The organism is Haloechinothrix aidingensis, from assembly GCF_013450155.1.
Lineage (GTDB): Bacteria > Actinomycetota > Actinomycetes > Mycobacteriales > Pseudonocardiaceae > Haloechinothrix > Haloechinothrix aidingensis.
Map to the genome: position 1 here is coordinate 52531 of NZ_JACCKD010000002.1, position 23166 is coordinate 75696.

19 protein-coding genes are annotated in these 23166 nt (G+C 69.3%); 13 read left to right on the plus strand and 6 right to left on the minus strand.

What is annotated here, in order from left to right:
- Positions 1–171: 171 nt before the first annotated feature.
- From H0B56_RS04815 to H0B56_RS04825, 3 genes are all read right to left on the minus strand, one after another.
- On the minus strand, positions 172–1332 hold the full coding sequence (locus H0B56_RS04815) for a CaiB/BaiF CoA transferase family protein (protein ID WP_180891743.1): 1161 nt from the start codon (positions 1330–1332) through the stop codon (positions 172–174).
- Between the two features lie 321 nt (positions 1333–1653).
- The gene (locus H0B56_RS04820) at positions 1654–2547 is read right to left on the minus strand and encodes a mycobacterial-type methylenetetrahydrofolate reductase (RefSeq protein ID WP_180891744.1); all 894 of its coding nucleotides are present in this window, start codon (positions 2545–2547) and stop codon (positions 1654–1656) included.
- 513 nt (positions 2548–3060) lie between these two features.
- Positions 3061–4134 (minus strand): AraC family transcriptional regulator, encoded by a 1074-nt coding sequence (locus H0B56_RS04825; RefSeq protein WP_246360899.1) that lies wholly within the window; start codon positions 4132–4134, stop codon positions 3061–3063.
- An 86-nt stretch (positions 4135–4220) separates the two neighbouring features.
- Between H0B56_RS04825 and H0B56_RS04830 the strand changes: the two genes are divergently transcribed.
- On the plus strand, positions 4221–5957 hold the full coding sequence (locus H0B56_RS04830) for a GMC oxidoreductase (protein ID WP_180892327.1): 1737 nt from the start codon (positions 4221–4223) through the stop codon (positions 5955–5957).
- 59 nt (positions 5958–6016) lie between these two features.
- On the opposite strand, the gene H0B56_RS04835 is transcribed toward H0B56_RS04830, so the two are convergent.
- A complete protein-coding gene (locus H0B56_RS04835; RefSeq protein ID WP_180891745.1) occupies positions 6017–6697 on the minus strand; it encodes an SDR family NAD(P)-dependent oxidoreductase in 681 nt (226 codons plus the stop codon).
- Positions 6698–6839: 142 nt separating this feature from the next.
- Between H0B56_RS04835 and H0B56_RS04840 the strand changes: the two genes are divergently transcribed.
- Positions 6840–7505: a GPP34 family phosphoprotein gene (locus H0B56_RS04840; protein ID WP_180891746.1), complete on the plus strand. Its 666-nt coding sequence runs from the start codon at positions 6840–6842 to the stop codon at positions 7503–7505.
- A 97-nt stretch (positions 7506–7602) separates the two neighbouring features.
- Here H0B56_RS04840 and H0B56_RS04845 read toward each other — a convergent pair whose 3' ends face one another.
- Positions 7603–8613 (minus strand): LacI family DNA-binding transcriptional regulator, encoded by a 1011-nt coding sequence (locus H0B56_RS04845; protein WP_180891747.1) that lies wholly within the window; start codon positions 8611–8613, stop codon positions 7603–7605.
- A 113-nt stretch (positions 8614–8726) separates the two neighbouring features.
- Between H0B56_RS04845 and H0B56_RS04850 the strand changes: the two genes are divergently transcribed.
- From H0B56_RS04850 to H0B56_RS04875, 6 genes are all read left to right on the plus strand, one after another.
- Complete coding sequence (locus tag H0B56_RS04850) at positions 8727–9794, plus strand: zinc-dependent alcohol dehydrogenase (protein WP_246360900.1); 1068 nt, start codon at positions 8727–8729, stop codon at positions 9792–9794.
- Complete coding sequence (locus tag H0B56_RS04855; protein ID WP_180891748.1) at positions 9791–10336, plus strand: TRAP transporter small permease; 546 nt, start codon at positions 9791–9793, stop codon at positions 10334–10336. The genes H0B56_RS04850 and H0B56_RS04855 overlap by 4 nt, the downstream gene beginning before the upstream one ends.
- On the plus strand, positions 10333–11607 hold the full coding sequence (locus tag H0B56_RS04860) for a TRAP transporter large permease (RefSeq protein ID WP_180891749.1): 1275 nt from the start codon (positions 10333–10335) through the stop codon (positions 11605–11607). The genes H0B56_RS04855 and H0B56_RS04860 overlap by 4 nt, the downstream gene beginning before the upstream one ends.
- A gap of 56 nt (positions 11608–11663) precedes the next feature.
- Positions 11664–12692, plus strand: coding sequence for a DctP family TRAP transporter solute-binding subunit (locus H0B56_RS04865; protein WP_180891750.1), 1029 nt, complete (start codon positions 11664–11666; stop codon positions 12690–12692).
- Between the two features lie 133 nt (positions 12693–12825).
- Positions 12826–13935, plus strand: coding sequence for a Gfo/Idh/MocA family protein (locus H0B56_RS04870; RefSeq protein ID WP_246360901.1), 1110 nt, complete (start codon positions 12826–12828; stop codon positions 13933–13935).
- Complete coding sequence (locus H0B56_RS04875) at positions 13926–15881, plus strand: bifunctional sugar phosphate isomerase/epimerase/4-hydroxyphenylpyruvate dioxygenase family protein (RefSeq protein WP_180891751.1); 1956 nt, start codon at positions 13926–13928, stop codon at positions 15879–15881. The genes H0B56_RS04870 and H0B56_RS04875 overlap by 10 nt, the downstream gene beginning before the upstream one ends.
- A gap of 27 nt (positions 15882–15908) precedes the next feature.
- On the opposite strand, the gene H0B56_RS04880 is transcribed toward H0B56_RS04875, so the two are convergent.
- Positions 15909–16313, minus strand: a complete 405-nt coding sequence (locus H0B56_RS04880; protein ID WP_180891752.1) for a VOC family protein — start codon at positions 16311–16313, stop codon at positions 15909–15911.
- Between the two features lie 156 nt (positions 16314–16469).
- Here H0B56_RS04880 and H0B56_RS04885 point away from each other — a divergent pair, with 156 nt between their 5' ends.
- The 5 genes from H0B56_RS04885 (at position 16470) to senB (ending at position 23157) form a co-directional block, all read left to right on the plus strand.
- The gene (locus H0B56_RS04885; RefSeq protein WP_180891753.1) at positions 16470–16748 is read left to right on the plus strand and encodes an Lrp/AsnC ligand binding domain-containing protein; all 279 of its coding nucleotides are present in this window, start codon (positions 16470–16472) and stop codon (positions 16746–16748) included.
- A gap of 160 nt (positions 16749–16908) precedes the next feature.
- Positions 16909–19419, plus strand: coding sequence for an ATP-dependent Clp protease ATP-binding subunit (locus tag H0B56_RS04890; protein ID WP_180891754.1), 2511 nt, complete (start codon positions 16909–16911; stop codon positions 19417–19419).
- A 275-nt stretch (positions 19420–19694) separates the two neighbouring features.
- The gene (gene egtD, locus H0B56_RS04895; protein ID WP_180891755.1) at positions 19695–20705 is read left to right on the plus strand and encodes an L-histidine N(alpha)-methyltransferase; all 1011 of its coding nucleotides are present in this window, start codon (positions 19695–19697) and stop codon (positions 20703–20705) included.
- A gap of 201 nt (positions 20706–20906) precedes the next feature.
- Positions 20907–22202 carry a selenoneine synthase SenA gene (gene senA / locus H0B56_RS04900; RefSeq protein WP_219632346.1) on the plus strand — a complete coding sequence of 432 codons (1296 nt, stop codon included), beginning with the start codon at positions 20907–20909 and terminating at the stop codon, positions 22200–22202.
- Positions 22189–23157, plus strand: a complete 969-nt coding sequence (senB, locus tag H0B56_RS04905) for a selenoneine biosynthesis selenosugar synthase SenB (RefSeq protein WP_219632347.1) — start codon at positions 22189–22191, stop codon at positions 23155–23157. The genes senA and senB overlap by 14 nt, the downstream gene beginning before the upstream one ends.
- Positions 23158–23166 lie beyond the last annotated feature (9 nt).

Sequence of the window (23166 nt, forward strand, 5' to 3'; positions counted from 1 at the left end):
GGCACCACCGACTCAAAGACCACCCCCACTGGACCCTCCACCACAACCCCACCAGCGACACCAGCACCATCACCACCCCCACCGGACGCCGCTACACCACACAACAACACCCACCAACCGCACCACCCGAACCCAGCGGCACCGACCCACCGTTCTGACGGCTGGGCGGGGTCAGCGCCCCTCGTCGCCGTCGAGCCAGGCGAGAATCTCCGCGGTGTGCTCCCCGAGGTGGGGTGGGCGCGCCCGGTATCCGGGCGGCGTCGCCGACAGCGAGATCGGGTTGGCCACGAACTCGGTAGCGTCATCCCCGGCCTCACCCGCGGGACCGATCGTCGCGCGCGAGCGCAGGCCGAGATCGTCCGCGAGCGCGAAGGCGCCCGCCACGTCGTTCACCGGCCCGCACGGCACTCCCAGCGGGGTCAGCAGGTCGAACCACTCCTTCGCGGTGCGTTGCCGCAGGCGCCTGGTCAGCAGCTCCCCGAGATCCTCGACGTGCGCGACCCGGTCGGCGTTCGTGGTGAACCGGTGATCGCGGGCGAGGTCCGGCATGTCGATACCGTCGCACAGCGTCGCGAACTGCCGGTCGTTCCCGACGGCCAGCACCATCGGGACATCCGCCGTGGCGAACACCTCGTACGGTGCGATGGACGGGTGCCGGTTACCCATGATCCCGGGTACGGCCCCCGCGAGGGTGTATCCCGCGCTCTGGTTGACCAGCCCGGACAGCAACGAGGTCAGCAGGTTCACCTCGACCAGCTGCCCCTGGCCGGTGGCGTCACGATGACGGAGCGCGGCGAGGATCCCGGTCATCGCGTGCAGGCCGGTGAGCACGTCCACGACTGCGACGCCCGTTTTCACGGGCTGACCCGGCTCCTGCCCGGTCACGCTCATCAGCCCGCCGACGGCCTGCACGAGGAGGTCGTAGCCGGGCAGGTCGGCCCCCTCGGCCGAACCGAATCCGGTGATCGAGCAGTACACCACACCCGGGTTGCTCTCGCTGACCTGCTCGTAGTCCAGGTCGTACTTGGCCATGGTGCCGGGCCTGAAGTTCTCCACCACCACATCCGCCCTGCGCACGAGCTCGTGAGCGCGCCGGTTGTCCATCGGGTCCGCGAGGTCGAGTCCGAGGGAGCGCTTGTTGCGGTTGACCGAGAGGAAGTAGGTGGCTTCCTGCCCGGCGAACGGAGGCCCCCAGCCGCGTGTCTCGTCCCCTCTGTCCGGATGCTCGACCTTGATCACATCGGCGCCCATATCGGCGAGCAGCATCGTCGCGTACGGGGCAGCGAGCACGCGGGAGAAATCGGCGATCACGAGATCGGACAACGCATTCATCGCGCAAGCCAATCAGACGACCCGGCGGCGTGTACCAGCGGTTGGTCCGGCCGCGTCCGGCAGACGGGGCCTCCCCGAGGAGGTCGCGACTGCCGGAACACCCCTCCAGCGGCCGGACCAGAGCTGGAAACACAACAGCGGTTGGTCCGGCCGCGTCCGGCAGACGGGGCCTCCCCGAGGAGGTCGCGACTGCCGGAACACCCCTCCAGCGGCCGGACCAGAGCTGGAAACACACCAGCGGTTGGTCCGGCCGCCGTCCGGCAGACGGGGCCGCGCACGGCGGTCGGACCAGAGACCCTGGATGCAGTAACGGCTCGCGGCTCAGGAGCCGTTCGGGCTCGGCTCCCAGTAGTCGAGCATCTCCGCGAAGGTCTCGAAGGCCGGCTTGGAGTAGCCGTACGGCGCCTCGAGATGCACGCTGAGCGGGAAGCCGAGGTCGTAGACCCCGTCGATGATGCGCTTGTACAGGTCCACAAGGAACTGCTTGCGCTCGTCGAAGGAGCGCTCGGCGATCTGCGCGACGAGCTTCTGTTCCTGCTCGACGGCGCTGTTGCCCGGGTCCTGGATAAGCCAGTCGATCAGCTTCATGCGGCTCTCCACGGACGGCACGAAGCCGAAGGACAGCAGGATCTCGGGCCGATGCGGTGTCTCCTTGGCGAAGTCGCTGAGGAAGTCGACGATGGCGTCCGAGTACAGCAGCTGCGTCATCGCGTAGGTGGCGCCGCGCTCGCACTTGAAGTTGAAACGACCCTGCTCGCCTTCCCGGGTCGGGATCAGGATCACGCCGCGGTTGTCGACGATGTCCTGGAACTCGCTCAACGCGTCCGTCGGGGCCACCCCCGGACCCTGGCCATCGGCGAGCGTGCGGGGCACACCGACGAAGGTGATGCCGTCCATACCGGCGTCAACCAGGTTCTGCAACCGGTCGGTGAGCTGGGGCTTGTCGTGGAAGGCGGTCACCTGAGTACACAGGCCCTGCACATCGCCGATCTCCGGCCGCACCGTGTTCCAGAAGTCGAGCGTGTCCATCTTCGGCCTGATCTCGACCGGGCGGTCGTCGTCCTCGGCGATGATGCCCGGGATCATCAGGTGCTTGATGCGCTCGGTCATCCCGGTGGCGCGGGCGTTCTCCGCCACCTTGCGACCTTCCTCGACAGCCTTGTCCACACCGCCGTCGAGGTCAGGCGGCACGAGTTCGAGTGCGATGGTGTTCATGTCGTACTTGGGTTTCCCTCCTGTCGACAATTGTGTCCTGTCGACGTCGATCACGGCAGTTCACCAAACGCTCCAGGGAGCCTATCGCAAGCTCACCCACGACCGCGCTGTCGAGATGAGTGGACGGGACCCACGTGGAGAAAATAGTAACTCTCGCGGTCAGGGGAAACTACTCTGAACGAGCCAATTCCGGCCCGGTTGGCCGCGCACATCACTCACCGCGCACCCCGGCTCCGCCGCCGCGACCTCCCTCTCCGACCCCACTCAACTGGGGTTTTTCCGGGCACGACGTCGCGTCGAGTAATATGTCACGGTGATCCTGGTCACCCTGCCCGCCCCTGCCGGCAGATTACTCGGCCGCCGTGCCGAACGGAGTGAAATCGTCAGGCCGCGGCGGTGACCGTTCTCACCGCGAAATGATCTCTCGACTCGCGAAGCACAATCGTACGGTGATAAATACGCAACCGTTGCCCATTACGCACTATCCCGAATCGAAAATTGTATTCGCGCCGCTCACAGCCCCTTCCGGGGCGCGGGACCGCCCCGGAAGCTACGGGGTCCGACTCCCTTCCATCGCCGGAAGGCCTGCGAGAAGCTGGTCACCTCGACATAGCCCAACCTCCTGGCGACCTCGGCCACCGGAAGTCCCGCCGTCAGCAGCAGGTCCTCGGCCAGCTCCGCGCGAGCGTCGTTCAGCACATCCCGATAGGACGTGCCTTCCTCGGCGAGTCGCCGGTGTAGCGTCCGCTCGCTGATGTGCAGCGCAGCGGCCACCTCGGCACGACCCGGCGGGCTGCTCATCCGGGTGAGCACGTGCTCGCGGACGCGTCCGGCCAGACCCGCCCGTTGCTGCCTCCGCTCGAGCAGCTCACGGCACTGCTGCCGCATCAGCGCGGCGGTGTGCTCGTCGGCCTGCGGTAGCGGTGCGTCCAGCAGATCGGGGTCGATCTCGACGACGTTCTCCGCGACGCCGAACTCGGGGCGTACGCCGCACAGCTCCGTGTAGCGGTCCACCGCGCCCGCCGGTGGCGGGAACGCGAACCGTACGCCGTGCAGCGCTACCGGCTCGGCCAGCAGGTCGGACTGCAGCGTCCGGATGGCGGCCACGTCCCGCTCCACCGCGAACCGTCGCAGGTCGCCGGGGACATCCGGCGCCGCGAGCACCAGCAGCAGTCCCCGCTCCCCTTCGCGCACCTCGATCCGGCAGTACGAGTAGGTCAGGTCGAGGAAACGCAGGCCCACATCGATGGCGCTGCGCAACGTCGGGCTGCTGATCAGCGCGAACCCCCAGATGCCGTGGGTGGTGAGGTGATAGCGCGCGCCCGCACGCAACCCCAGCCCCTCCGGGTGCCCGAGCGCGTCCAGCAGGTTACGGGTAATGGCCAGCTCCTGCGCCGCGGTGAGCTCGGTCGACGGATCCTCCAGCTGCTCGGCGGTGACGCCGCTGCCGCGCAGGCAGGTCCGCGTGGCAACGCCGTACTCCGCGCCGAGCTTGGTGAGCAGCAGCGCGCTCGCGGCCGGTCGCCGCACATCCCACCGCACCATCGGCCACTCTCCGCTCGCGGGAACCGTCTCCTGGCCGGACATAGTAACTCTCTGGCGCGTTCGCACCTGTGACCAGCCGCTACCCGGCGCCTACCGTGACCCACATCGACGACGCGATCGGCGGGAGCATGAGCGACAACGGCTACGACTACGACGTCCTGATCATCGGTTCCGGCTTCGGCGGCTCGGTCAGCGCGCTTCGACTGACCGAGAAGGGCTACCGGGTCGGCGTGCTGGAAGCCGGCAGGCGCTTCGACGAGACCACCTACCCGAAGACCTCGTGGAACCTGCGGCGCTTTCTGTGGGCACCGCGGCTCGGCTGCTACGGGCTGCAACGGATCCATCTGCTACAGGATGCGGTGATCATGGCAGCCGCCGGCGTCGGCGGAGGTTCGCTGGTATACGCGAACACGCTGTACAAGCCGCTGCCGCCGTTCTACGACGATCCGCAATGGCGGCACATCACCGACTGGCGCGACGAGCTCGCCCCCTTCTTCGACCAGGCCGAGCGCATGCTGGGCGTCGTGGAGAACCCGCTGCACACCGACGCGGACCGGGTCCTCGGCGAGGTCGCCGAGGACATGGGGGCAGGTGAGACGTTCCACCACACCCCGGTAGGCGTGTACTTCGGCGGGCCGGGAACGCGACCGGGGACCGAGGTCGCCGACCCGTTCTTCGGCGGTGCCGGACCGCCGCGGTCGAGCTGTGTCTCCTGCGGTTCATGCATGACCGGATGCCGGCACAACGCGAAGAACACGCTGGACAAGAACTACCTGTACCTGGCAGAGCAGAACGGGGCGCAGGTTCACCCGCTGACCACCGTCACCGAGGTGCGCCCGCGCCGCGACGAAGGATACGTGGTGGAGACGGTGGTCACCGGGCGTTCCGGTAAGCGATCGCGGGACCGCCGCAACTTCACGGCCGAACAGGTCGTCTTCGCGGCCGGAACCTACAACACCCAGAAGCTGCTGCACCGCATGCGCGACAGCGGATCCCTGCCAGGCATCTCGGCGAAGCTGGGCACACTGACCCGGACCAACTCCGAGGCCATCATGGGGGCCCGTGCCCGGGGCTCCGATGTCGACTACAGCACCGGTATCGCGATCACGTCGTCCTTCCATCCCGACGAGCACACCCATGTCGAACCGGTGCGTTACGGCAAGGGCAGCAACGCCATGGGCCTGCTGCAGACGGCGCTCACCGACGGCGGTAAGCGCCACCCCCGCTGGGTCACCTGGCTCAAGGAGATGCTCGGCAACCCCCGGCAGCTCCGCTGGCTGTCCGTCCGGCGCTGGTCGGAGAAGACGATCATCGTGCTGGTGATGCAGTCGCTGGACAACTCGATCACCGTCTCCGGAAGGCGGACCCGGTTCGGTCGCTACCGGCTCACCTCGAAGCAGGGGCACGGACAGCCCAACCCGACCTGGATCCCCGTCGGCAACGAGGCCACCCGGCGGATCGCCGAGAAGATCGGGGGCACCCCTGGCGGACAGCTCGGCGACATCGCCAACGTCCCGATGACCGCCCACTTCATCGGCGGATGCGCCATCGGTGACTCCCCGGAAACCGGTGTGATCGACCCGTGGCACCGGGTGTACGGGCATCCGGGGCTGCACGTGGTGGACGGCTCGACCATCTCGGCGAACCTCGGGGTCAACCCGTCGCTGACCATCACAGCCCAGGCCGAGCGCGCGATGGCGTTCTGGCCGAACCGGTCCGGGCCGGACCCGCGGCCGCGCCTCGGATCGGCCTACCGGCGCCTCCACCCGGTGCCGCCTGCCCGGCCTGCCGTACCGACGCACGCCCCGGCCGCGCTCCGGTTGCCCATCGTGGACGTCCGGGCAGGCGGGACACCGGAAGGGTAGGCACAGCCGGGCGGTGTGGCCGCCGCGGCGCCCGGTACCCGGCATGCCGCACAGGCACGCTAGACCGGAACGTGCGCTCCGTTGACGACCGTGGAGTCTCCCGCGCACAGGAACGCGATCACCGAGGCGATATCCTCCGGCGCGGTCCAGTTACTGCGGTCGGCGTCCGGCTGCCCCGCGCGGTTCGCCGGAGTGTCGATCATGCCCGGCAGCACGGCGTTGCTCCGGATGCCCTTTCCCTTGTACTCCACGGCGAGCGTGTCGACGAAGGCCAGCAGGGCCGCCTTCGACGTCACGTAACCCACGCCCCCCGGAAAGGGCTTGAGGGCGGCCTTGCTCGACACACACACGACCGCGCCGCCCCCACTGTCGATCAGGTACGGGAGCGCGGCCTGCGAGGCAAGGTACGTCGGGCGCAGGTTCAGGCGCAGCTGTTGTTCGAAGTCGGCGACCGGAGCCTCGTGCACCCTGCCTCCCATGGCGAAGCCGCCTACCAGGTTGACCACCGCGCGCAACGGGGCGTCCGCATCAGCCGCGGCGCGCTCGGCCACCGTCGCAGCGTCGCCTTCCTCGAACAGGTCGGCCTCGATCAGCTCGAGGTTCGTGTGTTCGTCCAGGCGCTCCGCGGACCCGGGTGAGTTCCACGGCACCACGACCCTCCAGCCCTGGCGCAGCAACTCCCCCGTCACCGCGGCGCCCAGACCGCCCGTTCCGCCGGTGACCAGTGCCGTCCCGCCCATGACTCACCTCCTCGCGTACCGGTGTCCTGATCGTTCGGAGCACCGATCGTCCCACCCGGACCGGGTGCACGGCCGCCCGCCGTGCCGCGAGTGCCACACGGGCGGCCTGCGGCACAGGCGCGCCGGCGGTAACCTGACGTCCGTGTTACTCGCCGAAGAACTGCTACTTCTCGCCTACGACGGTGAGAGTGGACGGCAACGAGGGTTCATGAACCTGGAGTACCTGCTCGCGGGAGCCGTGCTGGTCGATCTGGCGCGGCACGGCTGTGTCGACATCACCGAGAAGGGCACGAAGAAGCGATCGACGCGGTTGCGGGTGCACGCCGATGCGGCGCCGACCGGTGACGCCGTGCTGGACACGGCACATCGTAAGGCCGTGAAGTACGACGGCCGTGTGCCACGCGACGCGGTCGCCGGGCTGCACAGGAAGCTGGCGCGCACGGTGCGGGCCGCCCTCACCGAACGGGGCGTGCTACGCGAGGAGAAGCGCGCCGTCGCCGGGATCATCCCGGTGCGGCGCTGGCCCGCCGAGGAACCCCACCACGAGCACGCCATCCGGCAACGCCTCCACGAGGTGCTCGTCACCGGAGCCGACCCCGACGAGCGCACCGCGGCCCTGATCGCGCTGCTGTCCGCGGGCGGCATGATATCCCGGGTGGTGGACAAGCAGCACCGCAAGGCCGCCAAGCGACGGGCCGGCGAGATCGCCGAGGGGGACTGGGCTTCCGAAGCCGTCCGTGCCGCGCTCGCCGCGATCACGACGGCGGTCGCCGCCGGCGCAGCGGGAGGCGCGGCCGCGGGCGGCTGAAGCGTTCGTCGTGATCGCCGCGAGCGCGGATCGCAGGGCCTGGGAGCGCGGACCACCGCGATACGCCCTGTGGCGGTGCGCGCTCCCGCGCCGTCGGCTACCGCGCAGGAGCCTTCCCTGTCGAGCCACGGATCACCAGGTGTGACGGCAGGACGATCTGCTCCGCGCGCCGGGCTTCGCGCGACTTCTCCCGCATCCCCAGCAACGAGTCCACAGCCAGCCGCCCGACCTCTTCGAACGGCCCGCCGAGCGTGGTCAGCGCTGGCGAGGAGAAGTCGGATCCGAATATGTCGTCGAACCCGACGACGCTGAGGTCGTCCGGCACGCGCATGCCGCGTTCCGCGACCCGGCGCAACATCCCGATCGCCATCAGGTCGTTGTGCGCGACCGCCGCCGTCGCCCCGGAGCCCAGCGCGACGTCGGCCGCGTTCGCACCTGCCCGCATGGTCGGCTGGAACGGGCCGAGCCGTCTCGCCGACATCCCCACCTGCCGCGCGGCCTGCGCGAGGCCGCGCCAGCGCTGGTCGGTCAGCCATGCCCTGCGCGGGCCCGCGAGATAGACGAGCGACTCGTGCCCGAGCGCGGAGAGATGTTCGACGATCTCCCGGGTACCGTCCACATGGTCCACGATGACGCTCGGCAGGCCTGCCAGCTGCCTGCTGATGAGGGCGACGCTGTGCTTGCCGGCGAGCTCTTCGATGTCCTCGTCGGTCATCCGGCTCGCCGCGACCACGAAGCCGTCCACCGAGCCGCCGAGCCGTTCGATGTTCCTGGCTTCCACCTCCGGTGACTCCTCGGTGTCTCCGAGGATGAGCGTGCACCCGGCCGCCCGCGCCTGGTGCTCCGCGCCCCGGATGATCCCGAAGAAGTGCGGGTTGGTGATGTCCGATACGAACAGCGCGACCGTGTGCGTCCGACCGGACGGCAACGCACTCGCCAGCGAGTTGACCTGGTACCCGAGCCGGTCCGCTACCGCGAGCACGTGTTCGCGTGTCCGTGAGCTCACCCGGCCCGGGTTGGACAGCGCCCGCGAGACCGTCGACGGGGCCAGCTCCGCTTCCCGCGCGACGTCGTAGATCGTCGGTCGCTTCCGCTCATCCCGTGCCATAACCGGCCTCCGACCCGCACATGATCCGCAGGATAGTTCCCCGGTTCTTTCTACTCGCCGTGGCAACTTTTGGCAACCGCTTGCCGTAGTTGCGACAACAGCTTACCGTCTGAATGAACCACGCAGTTGTGTCAGCGATCACCCCGCTGACCACGGACGAAGCGTTGCGAGGTAGCAGGCGAATGCGCGCCATCGTGTTGACCGAGCCCCAGGCAGTGGCTCTCGTGGACGACTGGCCGGATCCCGAACCGGGCCCGGACGAGGTGGTCGTCGCGATCCGGGCCGTCGGGTTGTGCGGTTCGGACCTCAGCGTCTACGACGGCGACCGGGCCGTACCGTCGCTGCCCTGGGTGATGGGACACGAGGGCGGCGGAGAGATCGTCGCGACCGGATCCGCGGTCGTCGACCGGCACGTCGGGCAGCGCGTGGTCATCGAGCCGAACTACTGCTGCTTCGACTGTCCAGCCTGCCGCAACGGCCGGACCTCGGCGTGCGGCAACCGGCGCGTCGTCGGGATGAACCACCCGGGCCTGCTCGCCGAACGGGTCGCCGTACCGGCGCGCTTCGCCTGGCCCGTCCCGGCCGCCGTTGCCGATGGGGCGCTGGGCTGCACCGAGCCGCTGGCCGTCGCCCGCACGGCCGTGCGCCGCTCCGGAGTAACCCCCGGTGACCGGTGCCTGGTCGTCGGGGCGGGTTCGCAAGGGCTGTTCACCTGCCAGACCCTGCTCGCAGCGGGAGCACAGGTGTCGGTCACCGAACCGCACGAGGGCAGGCTGGAGCTGGCCGAACGTCTCGGAGCCAAGCGCGCCGAGGCCGCGGACGTGGAGCCGTTCCCGATGGTGTTCGACACCGCGGGGGTGCCTGCCGCCTGGGAGACCTCGCTGCGAGCGGTCGCGGGCGGCGGGACGGTGGTGATGATCGGCATGAGCCGGACCCCCGTGTCGGTGTCCACCCGCGAGCTGGTGCAGCGGCAGGTGACCATCGTGGGCTCGCTCATCTACGACCACCCCACCGATTTCTCCGCCACGGTCGCGGCCGTCGCCGACGGGTCGGTGGCCCCGGAGCAGGTTCTCCAGGCCGGTGCACACCCCGAGCACGCAGGCACGGCGTTCGCCCAGGCCCGCGAGGCACCCGGCAAGTCCTGGATCGACCTGTCGTCCTGGCAAGAGGAGGCCGCATGAAGCACGAACCGGACGGTCCCGCAGGGCGCCCCGGCCGGCACTTCGCGGTCTTGCGCTGGGTCGCGCTCGGCGAGCAGATCCTCGGCAGCGCACTGGTCGTGCTCGTCTTCGCGCTCATGCTGGTCCAGGCGCTTCAGCGCTACCTTCCCATGGACAGCTGGATCTGGGCAGGCGAGCTGGCCCGGTTCAGCCTGGTGTGGCTGACCTTCGCGGTGGCCGGCTACCTGATGGGCCACGACAGCCACATCACCTTGAAGTTGATCGACCATTCCGTGCCCGCAGGCGCGCTGCGGTTCGTGACGATCGTCGCGAACCTGGTCATCGCCGCGGTGTGCGCCGGGTTCGCCTACGAGGCATTCGAACTGCTGCGGCTACCCCCGCTGCAGACGTCACCGGGCCTGGGCATGCCGGTCAAGTGGCTCTACCTGATCCCGCTGATCGGGCTCGTGCTCACGGCAGTCCGCGCGCTGGTCGCGATCGTCGCCCCCGGCGCCGGTAACGGCGAACAGGCAGGCGGCTGGGAAGGAGGGCAAGCGAGATGAGCATGATACTGCTCGCGCTGGGCATCGCCTCGCTGCTGGTGCTGCGAGTTCCGGCCGCTTTCGCCATCCTCGGTCCCTGCCTCGCCTACATGATCGCCGGGGGCCAGTCGACCGGGTTGAGCCTGCGCATGGTGACCGAGGCGGTGGACAGCTTCCCGTTGCTGGCGGTACCGCTGTTCATCCTCGTCGGTGTCATCGCCAACCACACGGGCATCGCCGAGCGGCTGTTCGAGTTCGCCCTGGCCACCGTCGGCAGGGTCCGGGCCAGTCTCGGCTACGTCAACATCGGCGTCAGCCTCGGCTTCTCCTGGATGAGCGGGTCGGCACTGGCCGACGCGGCGGGCCTCGGCAAGGTCGAGGTTCCCGCGATGGTGCGCAACAACTACCCGCGGAAGTTCGCGGTTGGCCTGACAGCCGCGTCCAGCGTGATCGGCCCGGTCATGCCTCCCAGCATCCCGGCGATCATCTATGCCTCCGTCGCCGCGGTGTCCACCGGCGCGCTGTTCGCCGCATCGATCGTGCCCGCGGCGCTGATGGCTACCGGCCTGGCGATGGCCGTGTTCATCTGGTCGCGCCACCAGACCGGGCTGCACGGGGAGCCCTTCGCCTGGCGGCGGTTCCGCAGGGCTGCCCTGCACGTACTCGGCCCGCTCGGCGCGCCCGTCATCATTCTCGGCGGGATCCTCGGCGGGCTGTTCACCCCCACCGAGGCGGCCGCCGTCGCCGCCGCCTACGTCCTGGTGCTCGGGCTGGCCTACCGCAAGCTGAGCCTGCGCGACCTCGGCTCGATCGTGCGCGACACCGCCACCACCACGGCGTCCATCACGCTGATCATCGCCGCGTCCGGGCTGCTCGGCTGGATCCTTGCCCGCGAGCAAGTCCCGCAGGCGATCGCCGAGGCGATGCTGGGCATCACCGACAACCAGATCGTCTTCCTGCTCATCGTGAACGTCCTGCTGATCCTGATCGGATCGGTCCTGGAAGGTACCTCGGCTCTGGTGATCACGGTACCGATCCTGTTGCCGATCGCCGTCCAGTTCGGCGTCGATCCACTGCATTTCGGCGTCATCGTGATCCTGAACCTGATGATCGGACTGCTGACCCCGCCGATCGGAATGGTTCTCTACGTGATGAGCCCGGTGACCGACACCCCGGTACACGAGGTCTTCCGCGGCACGGCGCCGTTCCTGATCCCCCTGGTGGCCGTGCTGCTGCTCGTCACGTTCGTCCCATCCGTCGTATTGGGCCTACCTCACGCACTCGGCTTGTGACGGTCCAACGAGAGGGCGGCCGACCCGGTACCGCCCGTCACCGTAAGGAGACAACGATGCTACACAGCACCAAAGGCAAGCAGCTCCGGCTCCTGGCCGTCCTGCCCGCCACAGCCCTGCTGGCCGCCGCCTGCAACTCGGCGGGTGGTGACGGCACCGGCGGCACGGACGGGTCCGTGACCCTGTCGTTCGCCAACAGCTATACCAGCAACCATCCCCACACGCGCTGCGGGATCGAGCGGGTCGCCGAGAAGGTCGCCGAGAAGGACGTCGGCGTGGAGATCGAGACCTTCCCGGACAGCCAACTCGGCGCCGACGACGAGCGGTTCAGCTCGGTGATGTCCGGCGATGTCGACATGGACGTGCAGGGATCGTCCGCGCTCGCCTCCACATACGCTCCGATCGGCGTGTTCGACATGGCCTACGCCATAGACGGGCCGGATCACCTGTTCGACGTCGTCGACGGCGGGGCGGCCGACGAGGTCTTCGAGAGCTTCCAGCGGGAGACCGGCGCCCGGGTGCTGGACACATGGTACTTCGGGATGCGGCACTTCAGCGCCAACGCGCCGATCCGCACGCCCGACGACCTCGAGGGGCTGCGGCTGCGGTTCCCCGACTCGCCCATCTACCTGTCCAACGCCGAGGCGATGGGCGCCGATGCCACGCCGGTGGCCTTCGAGGAGGTCTACGTCAGCCTGCAGCAAGGCGTCATCGACGGGCAGGAGAACCCGATCCCGACGATCGCCGAGAAGAGCTTCGACGAGGTGCAGAGCCACGTCAGCATGAGTGGCCACCAGACCGGCTCGCAGATGATCGTGATCTCGGAGGACCGCTGGCAGGAGCTCTCGGGCGAGCAGCAGGACGCCCTCGCCACGGCCGTGCACGAGACACGGCAGGAGAACCGGCAGTGCATCGAGGAGGACGAGGACGAGATCGTCCAGGAATGGGAGCAGGGCGGTGACGTCGAGATCGTCGACGATGTCGACCGTGAAGCGTTCCGGGAGAAGACCGAGGAGTACTTCCTGGACAACCTCGACGGCGAGCAGCTCGAGTTCTACAAGAAGACACGCGAGGCCACGTCCTGATCCTCCGCCGGCCCGGCCGTGGGGAGCTCGAACGGCTTCCGGGCTCCCCACGGCCATCCGGTTCGCCTCAGCACGGACGCCGTGCAGTACTACCCGAGACGTTCGTCCACATGCCAGCGAGGCGGTATCGGAAATGACCACAATGGATAGCGTTGCCATAGCCGTTGTCGGCGCCGGGCTGATCGGCCGCACGCACATCGAGCTCGTGCGGGAGCACCCGGCGTGCAGGCTCGCGGCGATCATCGATCCCGACCCGGCCGCAGGCTACCTCGCCGAGCAGGCAGGTGTACCGCGGTACGCATCACTGGTCGAGGCGTTCTCCGTATCCCGTCCGGACGGTGCCGTCGTCGCCACACCGAACACCACGCACGTCGACTGCGCCATGGAGTGTGTCACAGCCGGCGTGCCGGTGCTGGTGGAAAAACCCATCGCCGACAACGTCGCCGACGCCGAGAGGCTGGTCACGGTCGCGTCCGCAGCGGGCGTCCCGCTACTGGTGGGCCACCACCGGCGGCACAGCCCCGTCCTGGCCACCGCGCGGGAGATCGTGGCGCACGGAACGCTCGGTGACCCCGTAACCCTCATGGGCAGCGCGATGTTCTACAAACCGGACGGCTACTTCGAAGCCGCGCCGTGGCGTCGCGAACCCGGTGGTGGCCCCATCCTGATCAACATGATTCACGAGGTCGACGCTCTGCGCGCGCTGTACGGGGAGATCGCCGAGGTACAGGCCACCGCCTCGACGAGCACCCGAGGCTTCGCGGTCGAGGACACCGTCGCGATCAGTCTCCGCTTCGCCAGCGGCGCGCTCGGGACGTTCCTGCTGTCCGACACCGCCGCGTCGGTACGAAGCTGGGAGCAGACCTCCGGGGAGAACCCCGGCTACGCGCACGCAGGCGACGAGGACTGCTACATCCTCACCGGAACCCGTGGATCGCTCGCCATCCCCACCATGCGGCTGACGACCTACCAGCGGCGACCCGGCTGGACCGAGCCGTTCCACACGACGGCGGTCGAGGTACCACGCCGCGACCCGCTGCGAGCCCAGCTCGACCATTTCCACGCCGTACTCCGCGCCGGTACACCGCCCCTTGTCACCGGCAGGGACGGCGTGCGCACCCTGCGAGCGACCCAGGCGATCGCGGAGGCAGCCCGCACCGGCGCCCCTGTGCCGATCCCCGGGACCGCGGAGCAGGCGGACCACTCGCAGCAAGGAGCGCAGGAGGAACCGGCATGGCCATGACACGCGCCCACCCGCACCGTGGTGCCATACGCACGAGCATCGCCACCGTATGTTTGTCCGGCACGCTGGAGGACAAGCTGGCCGCCGCGGCCGCGGCGGGATTCGACGGGGTGGAGATCTTCGAGAACGACCTCATCGCCTCCCCCGCCTCACCGGAGGAAGTAGGCAGGCTGTGCGCGGACCTCGGCCTGTCGATCGAGCTGTACCAGCCGTTCCGGGACTTCGAGGCCGTCGACGAGGACCGGTTGCACGGCGGTCTCCGGCGGGCCGAGCGCAAGTTCGACGTCATGGAGCGGCTCGGTACCTCGACCATGCTGGTGTGCTCGACCGTATCGCCGCACGCTGTCGATGACGACGAGCTGGCCGCCACACAGCTACGCACCCTGGCCGAGCGCGCCGCGCGGCGCGGGATCCGGATCGCCTACGAGGCGCTGGCGTGGGGGCGCTTCGTCGACACATGGGCACGTTCCTGGGATGTCGTCCGGCGCGGCGACCATCCCGCGCTCGGGTTGTGCCTGGACAGCTTCCACGTGCTGTCCCGCGAGCCCTCCCCGGCAGGCATCGCCGGGATCCCCGGCGAGAAGCTGTTCTTCCTGCAGCTGGCCGACGCGCCGCAGCTGTCCATGGACGTGCTGCAGTGGAGCAGGCACCACCGGCTGTTCCCCGGCCAGGGGGCTTTCGACCTGGCCACCTTCCTGCGGGACGTGCTGGACACCGGCTACTCCGGTCCGCTGTCGCTCGAGGTGTTCAACGACGTCTTCCGCCAGTCCGACCCCAACCGCACGGCCGTGGACGCGATGCGCTCGCTGCGCACCCTCGACGAGGCGGTCGAACACCGTCATCGCGCTGCAACGACCGAGCGGGCCGCGGCACGACCGGCGGAAGCGACCGCGACCGGGCCCGCTGCCGGGCAGGCTGCCGGGCAGGCTGCCGGGGCGCTGCCCGTCGCGCCGGAGCTGACCGGCCACGCCTTCACCGAGCTGGGCGTGGACGCACACTCTGCGGCACGGGTGGAGCGGACGCTGGCCACGATGGGCTTCGCGCACAGGGGCCAGCACCGGTCCAAGCCGGTGCAGCTCTGGCAGCAGGGCACCGCGCGGGTGCTGCTCAATACCGTCGGCGCGGGCGACGAGCCGGGCGGAATCGCCGAGGTACGCGCGTTGGCCGTGGACAGCGTCGACCCGGCGAGCTCCGCCCGCAGGGCGGAGGCGTTGCTCGCCCCGGTGCTGCCGCGCACGCGAGGGACCGCGGAGGCCGACCTGTCGTCGGTGGCCGCGCCGGACGGCACGGCCGTGTTCTTCTGCCGCTCCGGCGCGGAGGACCACACCGGCTGGCTGTCCGACTTCATCCTCACCGGCACCGAGCCCGCAGGCGGAACGGGCCTGACCCGCACCGACCATGTCGCGCTGACCCAGCCGTTCGACTGGTTCGACGAGGCAAGCCTGTTCTACCGGTCGGTGCTCGGTCTCGAGCCGCACCACGACACCGAGTACGCGGCGCCGTTCGGGCTGATGCGCAGCAGAGCCATGACCGACGACGAGCGCAGCGTCCGGATCGCGCTGAACAGCACGCTGCTGCGCCGGGGCGAGTGGGCACCGGGCGTTCCCGACCCGCAGCACATCGCGTTCGCCACCGACGACATCTTCGGCACCGCCCTGGCGATGCGCGAGCGCGGTGGCGAGATCCTTCCGGTCCCGGACAACTACTACGACGACCTCGACGCCCGGCTGGCGCTCGACCCCGACCTGATCGCGCGGATGCGCGCCTGCGACGTGCTCTACGACCAGGACGAGCACGGTGCGTTCTTCCATCTCTACACCGAGATGCTCGGCTCGCGGGTGTTCTTCGAGGTCGTCCAGCGCGTCGGCGGTTACGCGGGCTACGGCTCGGTCAACGCCCCTGTCCGGATGGCCGCCCACCGCCGGTCGCGCCTCGCCCGGCGATAGGGCCGGGCGCGACCGTTCCCGCGCGGCCTACTGCCCCATCACGCTCGGGTCCATGTACATGACTTCCCAGTTGTGCCCGTCGACGTCCTGGAAGCTGCGCCCGTACATGCCTTCCATGTCCATCGGCTCGTTCGACGGACTCCCGCCCGCGCTCAGCGCGCGGTCGACCAGGCTGTCCACCTCGTCCCTGCTGCCCGCGGACAGCGCGATGATCGCCTCGGCGTGCGTGCCGGTGTCGCAGGGCTTCTTGCTGGTGAAGTTGCCGAAGAACTCCTCGACCAGCAGCATCACCGCGACACCGTCGTTGACGATCATGCAGGTGGCGTTGTCGTCGGTGAACTTCGGATCGAACTCGAAACCCAGCTCGGTGAAGAACGCGACCGACTTCGTCAGGTCCTTGACCGGCAGGTTCACGAAGGCTTTCGTAGGCATGGTAACCCTCCATCATCGGTGTGCTGGATCGTCGCGGCCGGCTGTCGCGGCCCGTCACAGATACAGACACGGGCAAGGAGGAAAACTCATCGCTCCGGCGCGGCCGGGCTACGATCGACAGGCACCCGACGTCCAGGGCCAGTCAAGGAGGCTACTGTGATCACCGCGATCGTGCTCGTGCACGCCGCGCCCGACAAGCTGCCCGCGACAGCACAAGCGATCGCCGAGATCGACGGTGTGTCGGAGGCGTACTCGTGCGCGGGCGAGATCGACATCGTCGCCATCGTCCGGGTGCCCGACCACCAGGATCTCGCGACGGTCATTCCCGAGCGGATCAACAAGGTTCCTGGCGTTCTCAAGACCGACACGCACATAGCATTCCGGTCGTATTCCCGGGCCGACACGGAGTCGACGTTCTCTCTCGGCGAAAACTAGTCCGATACAACGCTCGGCCATTCCATTTTGTTCCCACTCAGCTCCATGAGCTGGACTGAAGTGACGCACATAACGCCGCGAGCCGCACCGGAAACAATCGGGCGTCCACCGACGTTCTGTCGGGTGCACATCACTCGATAACCTCCCGAAGGGGGTAGGAATGGCCAACGAATTCGGCCCCGACGGCGAACCGTTCGACGACTTCTTCGCCCGGTTCTTCGGGGGTGACCGTTCCGTGCGCCGCATCGACATCGGCAAGCTGATGACACAGCAGGCCCACGAGGTGGTCGGCACGGCGGCGCGCGAGGCTGTCGAGCGGGGCCACGGCGAGGTCGACGCGCTGCACATCCTGCTCGCAGCCACGCGGACCGAGCCGACGAGGAACTTGCTGAGCGGCGCGGGCGCCGACCCGGACGAGCTCGCCGAGCGGGCCGCCAAGCGCCTACCGCCTGCCGGCTCGGCCAACGCGGGCAGTGACGAACCGGACCGGCCTCCGCTGACCTCGGCCGCCCGGTCCGTCCTGCTGGGTGCCCACCAGATCTCCCGGGCCGTCGGCTCGGCCTACATCGACGCCGACCACCTGCTCCTGGCGCTGACAGCCAACCACGGGTCCACACCGGGCAACATCCTGCTCAACGCCGATGTCACGCCGGAGTCGCTGCAGTCGGCCGCGACGGGTACACGCGCCGATGGCGAGCGGGACAGCAGCGCGACGCCCACGCTGGACCAGTACGGCGTCGACCTGACCGCACGTGCCAGGGACGGTGAGATCGACCCGGTCATCGGCAGGGACAGCGAGATCGAGCAGACCATCGAGATACTGACGCGCCGGACCAAGAACAACGCCGTGCTCATCGGCGAACCCGGCGTGGGCAAGACCGCGATCGTGGAAGGCCTCGCCAGGCGCGTCGCCGAGGGCGACATCCCGGCCATGCTCTCCGGCAAGCGGATCGTGCAACTGGATATCTCCGGGATGCTCGCCGGCACGCGTTACCGGGGTGACTTCGAGGAGCGCATGACCAAGGTGATCGACGAGATCGCCGCGCACAGCTCCGAGATCATCGTGTTCGTCGACGAGCTGCACACCGTGGTGGGTGCCGGCGGCGCCGAGGGCGCCGTGGACGCGGGGAACATGCTCAAGCCGCGGCTGGCCCGCGGTGAGCTACACATGGTCGGCGCCACGACGCTCGACGAGTACCGCTCCACCATCGAGTCCGATTCGGCACTGGAGCGCCGGTTCCAGCCGGTCCTCGTCGACGAGCCCGATGCGGACGAAGCCGTCGCCGTTGTCGACGGGCTGCGCGGGCAGTACGAGCAGCACCACGGGGTGCGGTTCACCGATGACGCGATCACCGCGGCCGTGACGTTGTCGGATCGCTACATCACCGACCGGCACCTGCCGGACAAGGCCATCGATGTACTCGACCAGGCAGGCGCACGCAAGCGGCTGAGCATCGGCCCCGGGGCGGACGAGCGCCGCGAGCTGCGCGAGAAGGCCGAGCGGCTGGAGCGGCAGAAGGAGCAGGCCATCGCCGAGGAGGACTACGAGCGGGCTTCCGCGCTGCGTGACGAGATCAACGCGCTGCAGGACGGTCTCGCCAGGGTCGCCTCGAACGCGGACGAGCACGCTGTCGAGATCACCACCGAGGACATCGCCGGTGTCGTCTCACGCGCCACCGGCGTGCCCGTGCAGCGTCTCACCGAGCAGGAGAAGACGCGCCTGCAGCGGCTCGAGGACGAGCTGCACGAACGGGTCGTGGGGCAGCAGGACGCGGTACACGCCATCGCGCGCTCCGTGCGACGTTCCCGCGCCGGGCTGGGCGACCCCCAGCGGCCGATCGGGAGCTTCCTGTTCCTCGGACCGACCGGTGTCGGCAAGACCGAGCTGGCCAAGGCACTGGCGGCCGCGCTGTTCGGTGACACGGACAACATGGTGCGGCTGGACATGAGCGAGTACCAGGAACGCCACACGGAGAGCAGGCTGATCGGCGCGCCGCCCGGCTACGTCGGCTACGGGCAGTCCGGCGAGCTGACCGAGGCCGTGCGGCGCCGCCCGTACTCGGTGATCCTGCTCGACGAGGTCGAGAAGGCCCATCCGGACGTGTTCAACATCCTGCTCCAGGTGCTCGACGACGGGCGGCTCACCGACGGGCAGGGTCGCACCGTCGACTTCCGGAACACGGTGCTGATCATGACGAGCAACCTGGGCTCGGACGTCATCTCCAGCGGCTCCGGCTCGCTCGGCTTCACCTCCCCCGGCCAGGACGCCAGCGAGAGGCCCGTACGCGAGCGGCTGATGGGCAGGCTCAAGGAGTCGTTCCGGCCGGAGTTCCTCAACCGCATCGACGAGGTCGTGATCTTCCGCAAGCTCAGCGCAACGGAGCTGCACTCGATCGCCGACCTGTTGCTCGAGGACAGCCGGAAGCGGCTGCGGGCGCAGGGTGTCGATGTGGAGTTCACCGGCGCGGCCATCGACTGGCTCGCCGAGCGAGGACACCAGCCCGAGTTCGGTGCGCGGCCGCTGCGTCGCACGATCCAGCGGGAGGTCGACGACCGGCTCGCGGACCTGCTGCTCGTCGAGCAGCTGGACAGCGGCCAGCGGGTCGCCGTCGACGTGGTCGACGGCGAGTTGCGCTTCGAGGTGAGCGCGAGCGACCGGCAGGCGGCGTGACGCCTGCCGGCCCCGGCCCGGCGCGGGCATCGCCCGCGCCGGGCCGGGGTGTGCTGCCCGCCTGAGTACCGCAGGGCTGTCCGCACGTTTCCGGACGAGGGCCGGCGCGTGACCGACTCGCGGGCGGGAACCAGCGGGTGAGGCGTGACGTTCGGGGACGTCGACGTGGTGGACAGCCCGACTATGAACAAGGACGCAGGCGTGACGGCTTTCCCTGTGCCCCCTCGTCAGAGATCATCATGGGCGACCGTCCATCAGCTCACTGCGAGGTGACCATGCCGCCAGCAACCGTCGAGATCCGGCACACGCCCGAACAGGCGGCCGAGGCGCTGCGCGCCGACGCCCTCACCGGACTCACCTCGATGCCGAAGTGGCTGCCCCCGAAGTGGTTCTACGACGCCAGGGGAAGTGAGCTGTTCGAGGACATCACGCGGCTCCCGGAGTACTACCCGGCCCGTGCCGAACGCGAGATCCTCGCCGAACGCGCACCCGAGCTCGCCACCATCACCCGGCCGTCGGCACTGGTCGAGCTCGGGTCCGGATCGTCCGTCAAGACGCGGCTGCTGCTGGACGCGTTCAGCGCGAACGGGGCACCGGACGGTACCGCCGAGGGGACCCCTTCTGGGATCCTGCGCGAGTTCTTCCCGCTCGATGTCTCCGAGCAGGCCCTTCGCGAGGCCGCGCACGCCATCGCCGAGACCTATCCGGCGCTTCGGGTACACGGTGTCGTCGACGACTTCACCAGCTCCCTCGCGGTTCCGGACGGATCGCGTCCCCGCCTGGTCGCGTTCCTCGGCGGCACCATCGGGAACCTGCTGCCCGACGAGCGCGCCAAGTTCCTGACCTCGCTGCGCGACGCGCTCGACGGTGGCGAATGGCTGCTGCTCGGCACGGATCTGGTCAAGGACCCCGACACCCTGGTTCGTGCCTACGCCGACTCCCAGGGGGTGACCGGGGAGTTCAACCGCAACGTCCTGCACGTCCTCAACGCCGAGCTGGACGCCGACTTCGTCCCCGAGGCGTTCACACACCGCGCGGTGTGGGACGAGCGCCAGGAATGGATCGAGATGCGGCTGCGTGCCGAGCGGGACATGCGCGTCACGCTCCCCGGGATCGACCTCGAGATCAACTTCACAGAGGGCGAGGAGATGCGTACCGAGGTCTCCACGAAGTTCCGCCGCGAGCACGTGGCATCCGAGCTGGTCACGGCCGGATTCGAGCTGCACAGCTGGTGGACGGACGCGGCGGGACGGTTCGCGCTCAGCCTCGCCCGCGCGACTCCCTGAGTCACAGCCGACGCCCACGACTGTCAGCGCACTGACACAGAATCGCCGGGGTGCGGCAGAGATCAACTCTGATGGACGCTGACAGCCGACGCGTACTGTGTTTTCATCGCTGGCGACGCTCATCGTCCCCCGGACCGGGGGAACGTAACGGCACCGCCCGGGGGTCACCAGAAGGCCCAGGCGGACGAGTAGGGAGGCGATGTGAATCACCGCGAGGTGACCGCGGAAGAACTGGCCGGCTGGATATCCGACGCGGCGCACCGCGCCGAGGAGCTCGTCGCTGACCTCACGGACGACCAGCTGATCGGTCCACTGCTGCCCACCGTCAACCCGCTGCTCTGGGAGCTGGGGCACATCGCCTGGTTCCAGGAGCTCTTCGTGCTCAGGCGGGCCTGCGGCAGGGACCCGATCCTGCCGTATGCCGACGCCCTGTACGACTCGGGCGCCATCCCGCACGACACACGCTGGTACCTGGCGCTGCCGTCCCGTGAGGACACACTGTCGTACCTGCGCACCGTGGCCGAGCGGGTCGCCCAGGAGGTGACTGCGGGCGACGCCACCGATGTCGTCCGGCACTTCGCCCGCTACACCGTGCACCACCACGACACGCACACCGAGGCGTTCACCTACACCAGGCAGCTCCTCGGCCACCCTGCCCCGCACATGGCCGGGCTCACCGACACCGGTGCGTCGTTCGACGCCTCCGGCGAGGACTTCGGCGGGGACGTCAAGTTCGCGGGCGGCCGCTTCCTGCTCGGCGCGCAGCGCCGTGACCCGTTCGTCTACGACAACGAGAAGTGGGCGCATCCGGTCGACGTGGCGCCGTTCGCGATGACGGCCACCGCGGTGACCCAGCGGGAGTTCGCGCAGTTCGTCGAGGACGGCGGCTACCGTACACCAGGGCTGTGGTCCGATGGTGGCGCCTGGCTCGCGGCAAGCGGAGCCACGCATCCGGTGTACTGGCGGCCCGGTCCGGACGGCGGCTGGCAACGGCGCCACTTCGACGCGTGGGTGAATCTGGAACCGGACCTACCGGTCAGCCATATCACCTGGTGGGAGGCCGACGCCTTCTGCCGTTGGGCGGGCAGGCGGCTGCCGACCGAAGCCGAGTGGGAGTTCGCCGCCACAGCGGGCAGGCAGGACAAGAGTGCCTACCCGTGGGGCTCGCGGCTGCCCGGGCCGGCAGAGGCAGCGACCGATTGGCGATCCGGGGGGCCGGTCCCCGTCAGCGCGTGCGGCCAGGGCGACTCCCCTGACGGGTGCAGGCAGATGATCGGCAACGTGTGGGAGTGGACGGCCAGCGACTTCGACGCGTACCCGAACTTCGAGCGCGACGCCTACGGGGACAACTCGGAGCAGTTCTTCGGGCAGCGCAAGGTGCTGCGCGGCGGAGGGTGGCCCACAAGGGGCCGGTACGCCCGGTCCACATTGCGCAACTACTTCACACCGGACCGCGCGGACGTTCTCGCCGGGTTCCGGACCTGTGCGGTTCACTGACATGATCCTGCTGGTCAGCCCCGCGGCCCCGAACACCGTCCACGGGAACGGGGTCACCGCCCAGCGCTGGGCCGGCATCCTGCGCGAGCTCGGCCACGAGGTACGGACCGCGCAGGAGTATCCGGGAGGTCGCTACGCGGCGCTGATCGCGCTGCACGCGCGTAAGAGCGCGGACGCGATCCGCGCGTTCCGCGCCGAGAACCCGCGGGCACCCATCGTGCTCGCGCTGACCGGCACGGACCTCTACCCGGACCTGCGCAGCACCGGTGTCGAGCCGGAGGTGCTCGACCTGGCGTCCCGGATCGTCGTGCTGCAGGAGCACGGACGTGACCAGCTCGACAGCGCGCGGCGCGAGCGGTGCCGCGTGATCCTGCAGTCGGTGCCACCCATCGAGCGACGCCGGCCCGCGGACGGCATCGTCGAGGTCGCCCAGCTCGCGCACATCCGCGCCGTGAAGGACCCGCTTCGCGCGGCCGCGGCCGTACGGCTGCTGCCACCGGACTCGCGCGTCCACGTGACCCATGTCGGCTCGGTGCTCGACAGCGACCTCGCGGCCGCGGCGCGCGAGGAGTCGGCGACGAACCCGCGGTACAGCTGGCTCGGTGAGCGCACCCGGGCACAGGCGCTCGACGTGCTGGCACGCAGCAGGTTACTCGTGCTCGCCTCGCAACACGAGGGTGGCGCGAACGTCATCTCCGAGGCGATCGCCGCGGGCGTCCCGGTGATCTCCTCTGCCATCCCGGGGTCGATCGGCCTGCTCGGCCATGACTACCCAGGCTACTTCCCCGCAGGCGACACCGAGTCCCTCGCTGATCTGCTCGCCGCAGCCGAGTCGGACCGCGACGGCTTCTACACCCAGTTGGCACGCCGGTGCCGGAACCTGCGACACCTCGTCGACCCGCGACGCGAGCACGCGGCCTGGGCCGACCTGCTTGCCGAGCTGTCGCTGACGTAACCAGAGTGA